Source organism: Escherichia albertii (assembly GCF_028622335.1).
In the GTDB taxonomy this organism is placed as follows: domain Bacteria; phylum Pseudomonadota; class Gammaproteobacteria; order Enterobacterales; family Enterobacteriaceae; genus Escherichia; species Escherichia albertii.
In genome coordinates this window covers 765327-778181 of record NZ_CP117568.1, presented here as the reverse complement: position 1 = coordinate 778181, position 12855 = coordinate 765327, and the positions used below count along the sequence as shown (strand labels likewise).

The 12855-nt window shown below is 46.5% G+C and carries 15 protein-coding genes; 11 read left to right on the top strand and 4 right to left on the bottom strand.

Annotated elements, in window-relative coordinates; all coding sequences use genetic code 11:
- Positions 1-36: 36 nt before the first annotated feature.
- Complete coding sequence (nadE, locus tag PS053_RS03740; RefSeq protein WP_025238921.1) at positions 37-864, bottom strand: ammonia-dependent NAD(+) synthetase; 828 nt, start codon at positions 862-864, stop codon at positions 37-39.
- A gap of 198 nt (positions 865-1062) precedes the next feature.
- Here nadE and osmE point away from each other — a divergent pair, with 198 nt between their 5' ends.
- From osmE to PS053_RS03695, 9 genes are all read left to right on the top strand, one after another.
- Positions 1063-1401 (top strand): osmotically-inducible lipoprotein OsmE, encoded by a 339-nt coding sequence (gene osmE, locus PS053_RS03735; RefSeq protein WP_001039036.1) that lies wholly within the window; start codon positions 1063-1065, stop codon positions 1399-1401.
- A gap of 299 nt (positions 1402-1700) precedes the next feature.
- Positions 1701-2021: a PTS N,N'-diacetylchitobiose transporter subunit IIB gene (chbB, locus tag PS053_RS03730; RefSeq protein WP_000412169.1), complete on the top strand. Its 321-nt coding sequence runs from the start codon at positions 1701-1703 to the stop codon at positions 2019-2021.
- An 81-nt stretch (positions 2022-2102) separates the two neighbouring features.
- The gene (chbC, locus tag PS053_RS03725) at positions 2103-3461 is read left to right on the top strand and encodes a PTS N,N'-diacetylchitobiose transporter subunit IIC (RefSeq protein WP_000073054.1); all 1359 of its coding nucleotides are present in this window, start codon (positions 2103-2105) and stop codon (positions 3459-3461) included.
- 53 nt (positions 3462-3514) lie between these two features.
- On the top strand, positions 3515-3865 hold the full coding sequence (chbA, locus tag PS053_RS03720) for a PTS N,N'-diacetylchitobiose transporter subunit IIA (protein ID WP_024164878.1): 351 nt from the start codon (positions 3515-3517) through the stop codon (positions 3863-3865).
- A gap of 7 nt (positions 3866-3872) precedes the next feature.
- Positions 3873-4715 (top strand): transcriptional regulator ChbR, encoded by an 843-nt coding sequence (chbR, locus tag PS053_RS03715; protein ID WP_000983635.1) that lies wholly within the window; start codon positions 3873-3875, stop codon positions 4713-4715.
- A gap of 103 nt (positions 4716-4818) precedes the next feature.
- The gene (gene celF, locus PS053_RS03710) at positions 4819-6171 is read left to right on the top strand and encodes a 6-phospho-beta-glucosidase (protein WP_054410930.1); all 1353 of its coding nucleotides are present in this window, start codon (positions 4819-4821) and stop codon (positions 6169-6171) included.
- Positions 6172-6183: 12 nt separating this feature from the next.
- Entirely contained in the window at positions 6184-6948 is a 765-nt protein-coding gene (gene chbG, locus PS053_RS03705; RefSeq protein ID WP_054410928.1) for a chitin disaccharide deacetylase, read from the top strand.
- A gap of 244 nt (positions 6949-7192) precedes the next feature.
- Positions 7193-7456 (top strand): cell division activator CedA, encoded by a 264-nt coding sequence (gene cedA / locus PS053_RS03700; RefSeq protein WP_001241548.1) that lies wholly within the window; start codon positions 7193-7195, stop codon positions 7454-7456.
- Positions 7457-7618: 162 nt separating this feature from the next.
- Positions 7619-8392 (top strand): hypothetical protein, encoded by a 774-nt coding sequence (locus PS053_RS03695; RefSeq protein ID WP_256878952.1) that lies wholly within the window; start codon positions 7619-7621, stop codon positions 8390-8392.
- Position 8393: 1 nt separating this feature from the next.
- Here the strand turns inward: PS053_RS03695 and tcyP are convergent, their stop codons facing one another.
- From tcyP to hxpB, 3 genes are all read right to left on the bottom strand, one after another.
- Positions 8394-9785 (bottom strand): cystine/sulfocysteine:cation symporter, encoded by a 1392-nt coding sequence (gene tcyP / locus PS053_RS03690; RefSeq protein WP_103053589.1) that lies wholly within the window; start codon positions 9783-9785, stop codon positions 8394-8396.
- A 132-nt stretch (positions 9786-9917) separates the two neighbouring features.
- Positions 9918-10508, bottom strand: a complete 591-nt coding sequence (locus tag PS053_RS03685) for a metal-dependent hydrolase (protein WP_000123136.1) — start codon at positions 10506-10508, stop codon at positions 9918-9920.
- A 162-nt stretch (positions 10509-10670) separates the two neighbouring features.
- Entirely contained in the window at positions 10671-11339 is a 669-nt protein-coding gene (gene hxpB, locus PS053_RS03680) for a hexitol phosphatase HxpB (RefSeq protein WP_000106815.1), read from the bottom strand.
- Between the two features lie 146 nt (positions 11340-11485).
- Here hxpB and PS053_RS03675 point away from each other — a divergent pair, with 146 nt between their 5' ends.
- Both PS053_RS03675 and cobU read left to right on the top strand, forming a co-directional pair.
- Positions 11486-12022 carry a YniB family protein gene (locus PS053_RS03675; protein ID WP_000222152.1) on the top strand — a complete coding sequence of 179 codons (537 nt, stop codon included), beginning with the start codon at positions 11486-11488 and terminating at the stop codon, positions 12020-12022.
- Between the two features lie 272 nt (positions 12023-12294).
- Complete coding sequence (gene cobU, locus PS053_RS03670; protein WP_000604783.1) at positions 12295-12846, top strand: bifunctional adenosylcobinamide kinase/adenosylcobinamide-phosphate guanylyltransferase; 552 nt, start codon at positions 12295-12297, stop codon at positions 12844-12846.
- Positions 12847-12855 lie beyond the last annotated feature (9 nt).

Sequence of the window (12855 nt, the reverse complement as noted above, 5' to 3'; positions counted from 1 at the left end):
GATAATATTGGCATTATCAGACACAGCTATGGGGCGTTATTTCTTCCAGAAATTATCAAAAACCGTAATCGGCGGGCGGCGTTTGTGTTCGGTTTTCAGATACCAGTTTTCAATCGTTCTGGCGACCTGTTCCGGTACGCTTTTCCCTTCCAGGTAGTCATCGATATTTTCATAGGTCACGCCAAGCGCGACTTCATCCGGCAGTGACGGGCGGTCATCTTCGAGATCTGCCGTCGGTGCTTTCTTATAGAGATGTTCCGGGCAACCTAATGCTGCCAGCAGTTGTTTACCCTGACGTTTGTTCAGACGATACAGCGGATTAATGTCCGTACCGCCATCGCCATATTTAGTGAAGAATCCGGTAATGGCTTCTGCTGCATGATCGGTGCCGACCACGACGCCATTGGTCATGCCTGCAATGCTGTATTGTGCTTTCATCCGCTCGCGCGCTTTTTCGTTGCCGCGAACAAAATCACTTAATTCAATGCCAGCTTCGCGTAGCGCCTGTTCGCTGGCCAATACCGCACCTTTGATATTAACGGTTAACACACGATCTGGTTGAATAAAGGCAATCGCATCCTGGCAATCTTGCTCATCGGCCTGAACACCGTAAGGGAGGCGTACGGCAATAAATTGCAGTGATTCGTTGCCGCTCTCCTGACGCAGTTCATTAATCGCCATCTGGCACAGTTTTCCAGCAAGGGTGGAGTCCTGACCGCCGCTAATACCAAGAACCAGTGATTTAATGAACGGGTAAGTTTGCAGATAGCTTTTTAGAAAATCGACGCTGCGGCGAATTTCTTCTTCAGCATTAATCTGTGGTTTTGCGCCCAGCGCCTTTATTATTTGTTGCTGTAATGTCATTGAACCCCTCCAGAATGAAAATAAAACTTCCTTAAAGCTAACCCGTTGCTACAGAAACGACAAGCAACAGCGGGTTGAATGGCGGTTAAAACGCCATAGAGGAATCCTCTGAAAGGAGGCCGTTTTGTTCACAGGCTTGAAAAAGCGCCCGATATATTCCAAGCTTATCTAATACGCTGATAAACAAGAGGATGGAATATGAACAAGAATATGGCAGGAATTCTGGGGGCAGCGGCGGTATTAACGATGCTGGCGGGATGTACTGCGTATGATCGTGCCAAAGACCAGTTTGTACAGCCTGTGGTGAAAGACGTCAAAAAAGGCATGAGCCGGGCGCAGGTTGCACAAATTGCGGGGAAACCCTCGTCTGAAGTGAGCATGATCCACGCTCGTGGTACGTGCCAGACTTACATCCTGGGTCAACGTGATGGTAAAGCAGAAACCTATTTTGTCGCGTTAGATGATACAGGACATGTGATCAACACCGGTTATCAGACCTGTGCCGAATATGACACCGATCCGCAGGCAACGAAGTAATCGCTTCGTCTGAAAGCTTGAGTAACAAAGGAAACCGGCCATCGTGCCGGTTTTTTTGTGGTTGTTTTCTTATTTATTGCTGCGAATTATTTGCCTGAAATGTGAAGAGGGTCATAACCTCAGGTCAATGAGAGACAATTTGTATGGTCAAAGAAATACTATTACTCAGGTCAATACCGTATACTCCTTTCAGCCACAAAAAAAAGTCATGTTGGTTTCGCAAGTTACCCAGTGCATGGAAGCAGGTGAAGGCTTGCGGAGTGTCTGGCTGACAGATAATCGTCGATGAGGGGCGTTTTATGGAAAAGAAACACATTTATCTGTTTTGTTCTGCGGGCATGTCAACTTCCTTACTGGTATCAAAGATGCGTGCGCAGGCTGAAAAATATGAAGTGCCGGTTATTATTGAAGCATTTCCAGAAACACTGGCCGGTGAGAAAGGTCAGAATGCCGATGTTGTGTTATTAGGGCCGCAGATCGCTTATATGTTGCCTGAAATTCAGCGTTTGTTACCTAACAAACCTGTTGAAGTCATTGACTCGCTGTTATATGGCAAAGTCGATGGTTTAGGCGTGCTTAAGGCTGCGGTAGCAGCAATTAAAAAAGCCGCAGCAAATTAATTTTTTAAATTTTCCGTCAAAGAGTTATTTCATAAATCTATACCGCAATATTTAAGTTGCGGTTTTTAAGGGTATTTTTCTATGAGTAATGTTATTGCATCGCTTGAAAAGGTACTCCTCCCTTTTGCAGTTAAAATAGGAAAGCAACCACACGTTAATGCAATCAAAAACGGTTTTATTCGCTTAATGCCGTTAACCCTCGCAGGGGCTATGTTTGTATTAATTAATAATGTTTTTCTTAGTTTTGGGGAGGGGTCGTTTTTTTATTCCTTAGGTATTCGCCTTGATGCTTCGACCATTGAAACGCTCAATAGTCTGAAAGGGATTGGCGGAAACGTTTATAACGGAACATTAGGGATTATGTCTTTAATGGCTCCGTTCTTTATCGGCATGGCGCTGGCAGAAGAACGAAAGGTCGATGCGCTGGCAGCGGGGTTATTATCCGTCGCAGCATTCATGACCGTTACGCCATATAGTGTTGGTGAGGCTTATGCAGTCGGCGCAAACTGGTTAGGCGGTGCAAATATCATCTCCGGGATTATTATCGGCCTGGTGGTGGCAGAAATGTTTACCTTTATTGTTCATCGTAACTGGGTGATTAAATTACCCGACAGTGTACCGACATCGGTTTCGCGCTCCTTCTCGGCATTAATTCCTGGTTTTATTATTCTTTCGGTGATGGGGATTATCTCCTGGGCGCTGACCACCTGGGGAACAAACTTCCATCAGATCATTATGGATACCATTTCGACGCCGCTGGCATCGTTGGGTAGCGTCGTCGGCTGGGCTTATGTGATTTTTGTCCCTTTGCTCTGGTTCTTCGGTATTCATGGCGCGCTGGCGCTGACTGCGCTGGACAACGGCATCATGACGCCGTGGGCGCTGGAAAATATCGCGACCTATCAGCAATATGGTTCCGTTGAAGCGGCGCTGGCAGCAGGCAAGACCTTCCATATCTGGGCTAAGCCGATGCTGGATTCCTTTATTTTCCTTGGCGGCAGTGGCGCGACCTTAGGCTTGATTCTGGCAATCTTTATTGCTTCTCGCCGTGCTGATTATCGCCAGGTGGCGAAACTGGCGTTGCCATCCGGTATTTTCCAGATTAACGAACCGATTCTGTTTGGTCTGCCGATTATCATGAACCCGGTAATGTTTATCCCGTTCGTTCTGGTGCAACCGATTCTGGCTGCAATCACTCTGGCGGCGTATTACATGGGCATTATCCCTCCGGTAACTAACATTGCACCGTGGACGATGCCTACGGGGCTCGGAGCTTTCTTTAACACCAACGGTAGCGTTGCAGCGTTGTTGGTTGCTCTCTTTAACCTTGGGATCGCGACGTTGATTTATCTACCGTTTGTGGTGGTGGCTAACAAAGCACAAAACGTGATTGATAAGGAAGAGAGCGAAGAAGATATTGCGAGTGCTCTGAAATTTTAATTGATATCGGCACAGGGAAATCTGTGCCGGGTAAAGAAAGTGAGGAATTGATTATGATGGATCTCGACAATATCCCGGACACCCAAACCGAAGCCGAAGAACTGGAAGAAGTGGTGATGGGGCTTATTATCAACTCAGGACAAGCCCGCAGCCTGGCGTATGCCGCGTTAAAACAGGCCAAACAGGGAGATTTTGCCGCCGCGAGGACGATGATGGATCAATCGCGAATGGCTTTGAATGAAGCACATTTAGTGCAGACTAAACTGATTGAAGGCGACGCAGGCGAAGGAAAGATGAAAGTCAGCCTGGTACTGGTTCACGCACAGGATCATTTAATGACCTCAATGCTCGCGCGTGAACTGATTACAGAATTAATTGAGCTTCACGAAAAATTGAAGGCATAAGGAGTCGATGATGCAGCCAGTGATTAACGCGCCGGAAATTGCTATTGCTCGTGAACAGCAACTGTTTAATGGCAAGAATTTCCATGTGTTTATCTACAATAAAACTGAAAGTATCAGCGGACTGCATCAGCATGACTATTATGAATTCACCCTGGTTTTAACCGGACGTTATTTCCAGGAAATAAACGGCAAGCGCGTGTTGCTGGAGCGGGGCGATTTTGTTTTTATCCCGTTGGGATCGCACCATCAAAGTTTTTATGAGTTTGGCGCCACGCGTATTTTGAATGTAGGGATCAGTAAACGCTTTTTTGAGCAGCACTATTTGCCATTATTGCCCTATTGCTTCGTTGCGTCACAGGTATACCGGACCAATAATGCTTTTCTTACCTATGTAGAAACGGTTATTTCTTCATTAAATTTCCGGGAAACCGGGTTAGAAGAGTTTGTAGAGATAGTCACTTTTTATGTCATCAACCGGTTGCGCCATTACCGCGAAGAACAGGTTATTGATGATGTACCACAGTGGTTAAAAAATACGGTAGAAAAGATGCATGACAAAGAGCAGTTTAGTGAGAACGCACTGGAAAATATGGTGGCGTTATCGGCTAAATCGCAGGAATATCTGACGCGTGCAACCCAGCGTTATTATGGCAAAACACCGATGCAGATTATTAACGAGATCCGCATTAACTTTGCTAAAAAACAACTGGAGATGACTAACTACTCTGTAACAGATATTGCGTTTGAGGCTGGTTATAGCAGCCCAAGTCTGTTTATTAAAACGTTTAAGAAGTTAACGTCATTTACGCCTAATAGCTATCGTAAGAAATTAACTGAGTTTAATCAGTAAAATATTTATCAGATATATATACCTGCCTTTGGTGTTTTGGGTTATTTCTGACTCGTGAGGCAGGTATGTCAAATATCCGTATTTCCTGATGAAGGGAGAAATTATGAGCCAGAAATTAAAAGTTGTCACGATCGGTGGCGGGAGTAGCTATACCCCAGAATTACTGGAAGGCTTTATTAAGCGTTATCATGAACTGCCGGTTAGTGAATTATGGCTGGTGGATGTTGAAGGTGGTAAAACGAAGCTGGATATTATTTTTGATCTCTGTCAGCGGATGATAGATAACGCTGGCGTACCGATGAAGCTTTATAAAACACTGGATCGTCGCGAAGCGCTGAAAGGGGCGGATTTTGTCACCACTCAACTGCGTGTAGGTCAGTTGCCCGCCCGTGAACTGGATGAACGTATTCCATTAAGTCATGGTTATCTTGGGCAGGAAACTAACGGTGCTGGCGGCCTGTTTAAAGGTTTGCGCACTATTCCTGTTATTTTCGATATCGTGAAAGATGTTGAAGAATTGTGTCCGAATGCGTGGGTTATTAACTTCACGAACCCCGCAGGAATGGTTACTGAAGCAGTATATCGTCATACTGGATTTAAACGTTTTATCGGCGTTTGTAATATTCCGGTGGGCATGAAAATGTTTATCAACGATGTGCTGGCGCTGAAAGAAGATGATGATCTGTCTATCGATCTGTTCGGCCTGAACCACCTGGTGTTTATTAAAGATGTGTTAGTAAACGGCGAATCACGTTTTGCCGAATTGCTCGATGGCGTGGCGTCAGGGCAGTTAAAAGCCTCTTCCGTAAAAAATATTTTCGATCTGCCGTTTAGCGAAGGCTTAATTCGATCGCTGAATCTGTTGCCGTGTTCTTATCTGCTGTACTACTTCAAGCAAAAAGAGATGCTGGCGATTGAAATGGGCGAATACTACAAGGGCGGTGCGCGTGCACAGGTGGTTCAAAAAGTTGAGAAGCAACTTTTTGAGCTGTATAAAAATCCAGATCTGAAAGTTAAGCCTAAAGAGCTGGAGCAGCGCGGCGGGGCTTATTACTCCGACGCGGCGTGCGAAGTGATTAATGCTATCTACAACGACAAGCAAACGGAACACTACATTAATATTCCTCATCATGGCCATATTGATAATATTCCGGCTGACTGGGCAGTTGAAATGACCTGTACGCTGGGGCGCAATGGTGCGACGCCACATCCGCGTATTACGCATTTTGATGATAAAGTGATGGGCCTGATTCACACCATCAAAGGCTTTGAGATTGCCGCCAGTAATGCCGCACTTAGCGGTGAGTTTAACGATGTATTGCTGGCGCTGAATCTTAGCCCTCTGGTGCATTCAGATCGTGATGCAGAGGTGTTGGCCCGTGAGATGATTCTGGCGCATGAAAAGTGGTTGCCGAACTTCGCTGATTGCATTGCTGATCTCAAAAAAGCACATTAACCGGGGCTAAATATGGAACGCTTACTGATTGTTAATGCCGATGATTTTGGCTTAAGTAAAGGTCAGAACTACGGCATTATCGAGGCTTGTCGTAACGGTGTTGTCACTTCCACGACGGCGCTGGTGAATGGTGAAGCCATTTATCATGCGGCGCAGTTAAGTCGTGATGAACCGACTCTGGCGGTGGGGATGCATTTTGTCCTTACCATGGGCAAACCGTTGACCGCGATGCCGGGGCTGACTCGGGAAGGCGTGTTGGGGAAATGGATCTGGCAGTTGGCAGAAGAAGATGCCTTACCGCTGGAAGAAATTGCTCAGGAGCTGGTAAGTCAGTATCAGCGTTTCGTTGAACTGTTTGGCCGCAAACCTACGCACATTGATAGCCATCATCATGTGCATATGTTCCCGCAGATTTTCCCTCTTGTGGCGAAGTTTGCGGCGGAGCAGGGCATTGCGCTACGCATTGACCGTCAATCGGCTTTTAACGAGAGCGATTTACCTGCTAATTTGCGCAGTTCACAGGGATTCAGTAGTGCTTTTTATGGCGAAGAGATCAGTGAGTCACTGTTCCTGCAAGTACTTGATGATTCCAGTCAGCGAGATGAGACTTCGCTGGAGGTCATGTGCCATCCGGCGTTTATTGATAATACGATTCGCCAGAGTGCGTATTGCTTTCCACGGCTCATTGAGTTGGAGGTGCTGACGTCAGCGTCGTTAAAATATGCAATTGCCGAGCGTGGTTATCGGTTAGGCAGTTACCTTGACGTCCAGAGATAAAAGGCGGCGCAGTTGCGCCGCCTGAGACTGATGATACACAGTATCGCCTGATACGCTACGCTTATCAGGCCTGTTTTTTCCTGCAATATATTGAATTTGCGCCGCCTTTAATATTCCCTTCACCTCTTCCCCTTCTTCTGGTGGTCACTTTATCTTTACAGGCGACGCTCATCAGTGATAGCGCACGCGAAGCAGGACGTCGGGGGGCTAAATCGGCTAAACTACCGTTTTTCTAATTTTTAGTATGCGTTTAGTGAAGCCAGTAATGAAGAAACCACTACGTCAGCAAAACCGCCCGATTATTAGCTATGTTCCACGCACGGAACCTGCGCCGCCGGAACATGCGATGAAAATGGATACGTTTCGTGATGTATGGATACTACGTGGGAAATATGTGGCGTTTGTCCTGATGGGGGAGTCATTCTTGCGCTCACCGGCATTTAGCGTGCCGGAGTCCGCCCAGCGCTGGGCGAACCAGATACGGCAGGAAGGGGAAGTCGCTGAATAATTATCATGAATCCCTCTTTCTACAGAGGGGTTCAACGAATCTTTTCTCTTCATATAATACAGGATGAGCTATTTTTGATAGTTTACTCTGCACTTATGTTTATACACTTAATATTAATGTAATGCGCCACAGTGCTGAAGAATATAATTATTAAGGATATATATGATACCCAATATTTCATTGCAACATAGAGCGATTACCATGAGGTCATCATATGAGTTGTCAGAACAATATAAAATGAATTTGCAAAGCTCTATGTCGTCACTCAGTGAATTTATATCAACTGGGCTATATCCAGAGGATGGTTTGAGCACTTCGTGTTTTAATTATATGATTGCTTCTATACATCATATTTCCTATGATTATGATGGCCCTAAATTTAGTTTTCATGCCAGTCTTGAAAATGATAATAAAATTAAAGTGTCAATTTCTGCTTTGTGTGGCGGTGAGTTCCGTATCAGTGTATTTAATGAGAAGATGAATGCAATTGATTTCGAAACAACTTTTTGTGTTGAAAAAATGGTTAGCTTAATGAGTGTGAGAAATAAGTTGGTTATTTTAAATTTAAAGCAAATGAAATATGATAGCCATCGCATGTATCCGGTTGGAACACCGTTGCATAAAATGAAGGCGGGCAACCCTGTGTTAATTTTTCCTTCTCCACCTTTATTATTTAATGTTAATTTTTTCTTTAATTGCTTTGATTTTAGTGATATTAGCGAAATCGTTGACCCACATATAAAAAAGTGTCCTGGATTTGAGTGTTTAAAATTTTTTGTAGAATTTGAAAGACACTCTCAGGGATGTATTGACAGATTAACGACACTGCTTAGTGATAAGGTCTTTGACGATAGTCGGAAGCTCATAGACTCTCAATTGGATAAAATAAGAAGCAGGGCAACGGCCCGGGGAAACGAGCCGTCGCGTTTATATTAAATCAACGATGAGCCAGTTCCGCATCGTCTTCACTATTCAGAATCGATTTGTCGGTCTGCTTCAGCCACTGGCTGGTCAGCGTACCGGCTGTCATAGAACCGCTAACGTTCAGCGCAGTACGCCCCATATCGATAAGCGGCTCAACGGATATTAACAGCGCAACCAGAGTTACCGGCAATCCCATTGCTGGGAGAACAATCAGTGCAGCGAAAGTCGCACCACCGCCAACACCCGCAACGCCAGCAGAACTTACGGTGACAATACCGACCAGTGTCGCAATCCACATTGGATCCAGTGGGTTAATGCCAACTGTTGGCGCAACCATCACTGCCAGCATTGCCGGATATAACCCGGCACAGCCATTTTGACCAATGGTCGCACCAAAAGAAGCGGCGAAACTGGCGATGGATTCGGGTACGCCCAGGCGGCGCGTTTGCGCTTCGACATTCAACGGAATGGATGCTGCGCTGGAACGGCTGGTAAAAGCGAAAGTCAGTACAGGCCATACCTTGCGGAAGTATTTCAGCGGACTAATTCCGTTAATGCCCAACAGAAGGCCATGGACCGCAAACATGATGATCAGACCGAGGTAGGACGCGACAACGAAACTCCCCAGTTTGATAATGTCCTGTAGGTTAGACCCCGCAACCACCTTGGTCATCAGCGCCAGAACGCCGTAAGGGGTTAGTTGCATGACCAGGCGAACCAGTTTCATTACCCAGCTTTGCAGCGTGTCGATAGCCATTAAGACGCGTTCGCCTTTCGGCGCGTCATCTTTCAGTAGTTTTAGCGCAGCGACACCAAGGAATGCAGCGAAAATTACCACGCTGATAATTGACGTCGGATTTGCTCCGGTCAGATCGGCAAACGGGTTTTTCGGAATAAAGGACAGAATAAGTTGTGGCACGCTTAAGTCAGCGACTTTACCGACATAGTTACTTTCGATAGCATTCAGACGTGCCGTTTCTGCGCCGCCCTGAACCAGACCTTCTGCGCTCAGACCGAACAGATTGGTTACCAGTACACCGACCAGAGCTGCAATCAGTGTGGTAAACAGTAATGTACCAATAGTCAGAAAACTGATTTTACCTAACTGAGAGGCGTTATGCAGACGAGCAACTGCACTCAGAATGGAGGCAAAGACCAGTGGCATAACGATCATTTGCAATAACTGAACATAGCCGTTACCGACGATGTTAAACCACTGTACGGAATCTTTAAGCACCTGACTGTCAGAGCCATAAAGGGTATGCAGGGCGAGGCCAAAAACCACGCCCATCACCAGACCTACCAGTACTTTTTTCGCCAGACTCCACTGTTTGTGGCGGGTTTGGGCCAATGCAAACAGCAGCACAACGAACACCACGATGTTCGCAATTAATGGAAAGTTCATCCCCGTTCTCCTAATCTTATTATTTCTATCACTGCGCAGCAGTCATAGTGTTGGCGCAAGATTAACAGAACTGTGAGCGGCCTCTTATATTCAAATGGAATTGCTTATTCCAGAAAGATAAATTTTGTCTTTTTAGTATTCAACCTGATGCTTAATAAGGCGATGAAACTGGATCTGCAATGTATTAATCATTTGCGATGACCAACGAATCGCACCATTTTCGGGCAGTGAATGGGGCATCCATACCGACCAGACAAAGAGCGCCATGCACAGAAAACGTTCCAGTTGATTGCCCTTTTGCGGTACCAGAATCGGCAGGCGGAAACGCCAGCGGCATGGCCAGAGTAGAGGAACGCCTGCGGGGGTCAGCATATCGGCAAGAATGTGGCTCAAATAACCCAGCACCATACCTTGCAAAGCATCAGCAGGAATAAACCAGCTTTCTGGAACCTTCAGGTAGAAAGTCGTCAGCAGGGCAAACACAGCCAGTAAACTGTGTGTAAAACCACGGTGCCCAAAAGCGCGGGCGATGGGTTTTGATATCCACTTTAATCGCTGCCCAAGAAACGACTTCGGATGATCGATGTCTGGCAACAGACACGTTAATATTGCGGAAGGGACAATATGCCACCAGTCACCCTGCGCCAGCACAGGCGTAAGCTCGGCATTTTTGGCAAATACCGCACAAGCAATAGAAAAGAGAAGGTGGCCTTCCGCCGTCATGATAAAACTCGCTAAACTGTCGATACGTACAGTATAGGATTTTTATACAGTGTGCGGAAGTGGTGACGGTGTAACTCTTTATCACAAAATGGCGATAAATCCGCCTGTTGAACGCGAAATCAGGTAAAAATCGAGGGGCGGTGTTACCACCGCCCAAAGATATCAGCCCAGCAGATCTGCAGCGGTCAGCTCAGTGAGTGATGAAAGTTTAACGTTCGCCAGTACGAAACGCGGATCATTTTGCGCTTCCGGCGCCGGAACAACGATGGAACGCATTCGTGCCGCTTTAGAAGCGATCATTCCGTTTACAGAATCCTCCAGCGCTACGCAGGAAAGTGGGTCCACGCCCAGTTTTTCTGCGCAGTCGAGATACACTTGCGGATGCGGTTTGCTGTAAGGCAATTTTTCGGCAGAGGCGAGGGCATCGAAGCTGTCACGTAAGTCAAACATCGTCAGCACTTTTTCCAGCATATGTAGCGGTGATGCTGAAGCCAGACCGACTAATAAACCTTGCTTTTTGCATAAAGCAACCGCTTCACGCACGCCGGGTAGCAATGGACGGGTCTCTTCAACCAGTGAAATAGCTCGTGAAATAACCCGCTCTACAACTTCCTGGCGGCTCGGCCCATTCCACGGTTGCTGGGCATACCAGAGATCTACCACCATATCGATGCGCAGGCCTAACGTGTCCGGCAGCTCATTGCGACGGGAGATATCCACCCCCAGGCTTGCCATCACATCCAGTTCGGCCCGATCCCATAAAGGTTCGGAGTCGATAAGTAATCCATCCATATCAAAAATTGCAGCAAGAATCTGACGCGGGGTTGACATTACAACCTCTCCTTTAGAGCATTATGTGTAAGGTATTAAGCAGTGCTTATGATTAAGCGCCTATCATATCGCCTTTAAAGAATGGGCGAAAATAGATATCTACAGGTAAACTAAGTGAAACGACGCGTCTTAATCAAGGAGAACTCATGACGTATCAACAAGCTGGACGCATTGCTATTTTGAAAAGGATTTTCGGTTGGGTGATTTTTATACCCGCACTGATCTCTACATTGATTTCTTTGCTGAAGTTTATGAATAGTCGGCAAGAAACCCAGGAAGGCATTAATGCGGTAATGCTCGATTTTGCCCATGTCATGATCGATATGATGCAGGCGAATACGCCTTTTCTGAATCTGTTCTGGTTCAACTCGCCAACGCCTAATTTTAATGGTGGCGTGAACGTTATGTTCTGGGTGATTTTTATTCTGATTTTTATCGGACTGGCGTTACAAGACTCCGGCGCCCGAATGAGCCGCCAGGCGCGTTTTTTGCGTGAAGGGGTGGAGGACCAGCTCATTCTGGAGAAAGCCAAAGGGGATGAGGGATTAACGCGTGAACAAATTGAATCGCGCATTGTAGTGCCGCATCATACTATCTTCCTGCAGTTTTTCTCACTCTATATCCTGCCAGTAATTTGCATTGTTGCGGGATATGTATTCTTTTCTCTGCTTGGTTTTATTTAACGTAGCGCCGGGCTGTCAGGACGCTGGTGATTACACCAGCGTTCATTGTTTTCTTTGACGATTCCATTTCGCAGAACTCTTTCAGACAGAACGATGTTATTCTGCATTTCTCCTGAATGGACGATAAAAATGAGCGAGCCATAGCGGGAAAATGTCGAAGCAGCGCTCTCTTATCATGTTGTATCTTCTACTGATTTTAATGTATTAGCGAGCGTTATGAGAGAGCGTGTCGATATTAATGATATTTATCATAAGCACCTGGAGATCCCAACATGATCCTGGTCACAGGAGGGGCGCGTAGCGGTAAAAGCGCCCACGTTGAACAGTTGGCCCTGTCACAGTGCGAACGCGTTCTTTACATTGCCACGTCCGTGATCACAGACGATGAAATGGCGCAACGCGTTAAAAAACATCGGGCACAGCGTCCTGCACACTGGCGCACCTGGGAGGGGTATCGCGATATCGGCGACGTGATTCGCCACCATGTACAGCCTGGCGAAGGTGTTGTGCTGGAGTGCATCACGACAATGCTGGCCAATTTGCTTTATGAGGCGAGTGGTGGCGCTTCACCTGACACTCTGGATTTCACCGCTCTGGAGGCTGTACTACAACAGCAGGTGGACGAGCTTATTACGGCATGCCAGCAGTCATCGGCTCCGATATTTGTTGTGACCAATGAACTGGGGATGAGTATTACGCCAGAAAATCGGCTGGCCCGTCATTTTGTCGATATTTCCGGCAGGGCAAATCAAAAACTTGCACAAGCGGCACAGGAGGTGTGGCTGGTGGTCTCTGGCATTGGCGTCAAGATCAAAGGCAGTTGACGTATAAGC

What these genes read in the sequence shown, in the direction of transcription:
- PS053_RS03675 (WP_000222152.1), top strand. Translation starts at nt 11,486, where the DNA reads ATGACGTATCAACAAGCTGGACGCATTGCTATTTTGAAAAGGATTTTC.
- cobU (WP_000604783.1), top strand. Translation starts at nt 12,295, where the DNA reads ATGATCCTGGTCACAGGAGGGGCGCGTAGCGGTAAAAGCGCCCACGTT.
- hxpB (WP_000106815.1), bottom strand. Translation starts at nt 11,339, where the DNA reads ATGTCAACCCCGCGTCAGATTCTTGCTGCAATTTTTGATATGGATGGA.
- PS053_RS03685 (WP_000123136.1), bottom strand. Translation starts at nt 10,508, where the DNA reads ATGACGGCGGAAGGCCACCTTCTCTTTTCTATTGCTTGTGCGGTATTT.
- PS053_RS03695 (WP_256878952.1), top strand. Translation starts at nt 7,619, where the DNA reads ATGATACCCAATATTTCATTGCAACATAGAGCGATTACCATGAGGTCA.
- osmE (WP_001039036.1), top strand. Translation starts at nt 1,063, where the DNA reads ATGAACAAGAATATGGCAGGAATTCTGGGGGCAGCGGCGGTATTAACG.
- chbB (WP_000412169.1), top strand. Translation starts at nt 1,701, where the DNA reads ATGGAAAAGAAACACATTTATCTGTTTTGTTCTGCGGGCATGTCAACT.
- cedA (WP_001241548.1), top strand. Translation starts at nt 7,193, where the DNA reads ATGCGTTTAGTGAAGCCAGTAATGAAGAAACCACTACGTCAGCAAAAC.
- chbR (WP_000983635.1), top strand. Translation starts at nt 3,873, where the DNA reads ATGATGCAGCCAGTGATTAACGCGCCGGAAATTGCTATTGCTCGTGAA.
- tcyP (WP_103053589.1), bottom strand. Translation starts at nt 9,785, where the DNA reads ATGAACTTTCCATTAATTGCGAACATCGTGGTGTTCGTTGTGCTGCTG.
- chbA (WP_024164878.1), top strand. Translation starts at nt 3,515, where the DNA reads ATGATGGATCTCGACAATATCCCGGACACCCAAACCGAAGCCGAAGAA.
- chbC (WP_000073054.1), top strand. Translation starts at nt 2,103, where the DNA reads ATGAGTAATGTTATTGCATCGCTTGAAAAGGTACTCCTCCCTTTTGCA.
- chbG (WP_054410928.1), top strand. Translation starts at nt 6,184, where the DNA reads ATGGAACGCTTACTGATTGTTAATGCCGATGATTTTGGCTTAAGTAAA.
- nadE (WP_025238921.1), bottom strand. Translation starts at nt 864, where the DNA reads ATGACATTACAGCAACAAATAATAAAGGCGCTGGGCGCAAAACCACAG.
- celF (WP_054410930.1), top strand. Translation starts at nt 4,819, where the DNA reads ATGAGCCAGAAATTAAAAGTTGTCACGATCGGTGGCGGGAGTAGCTAT.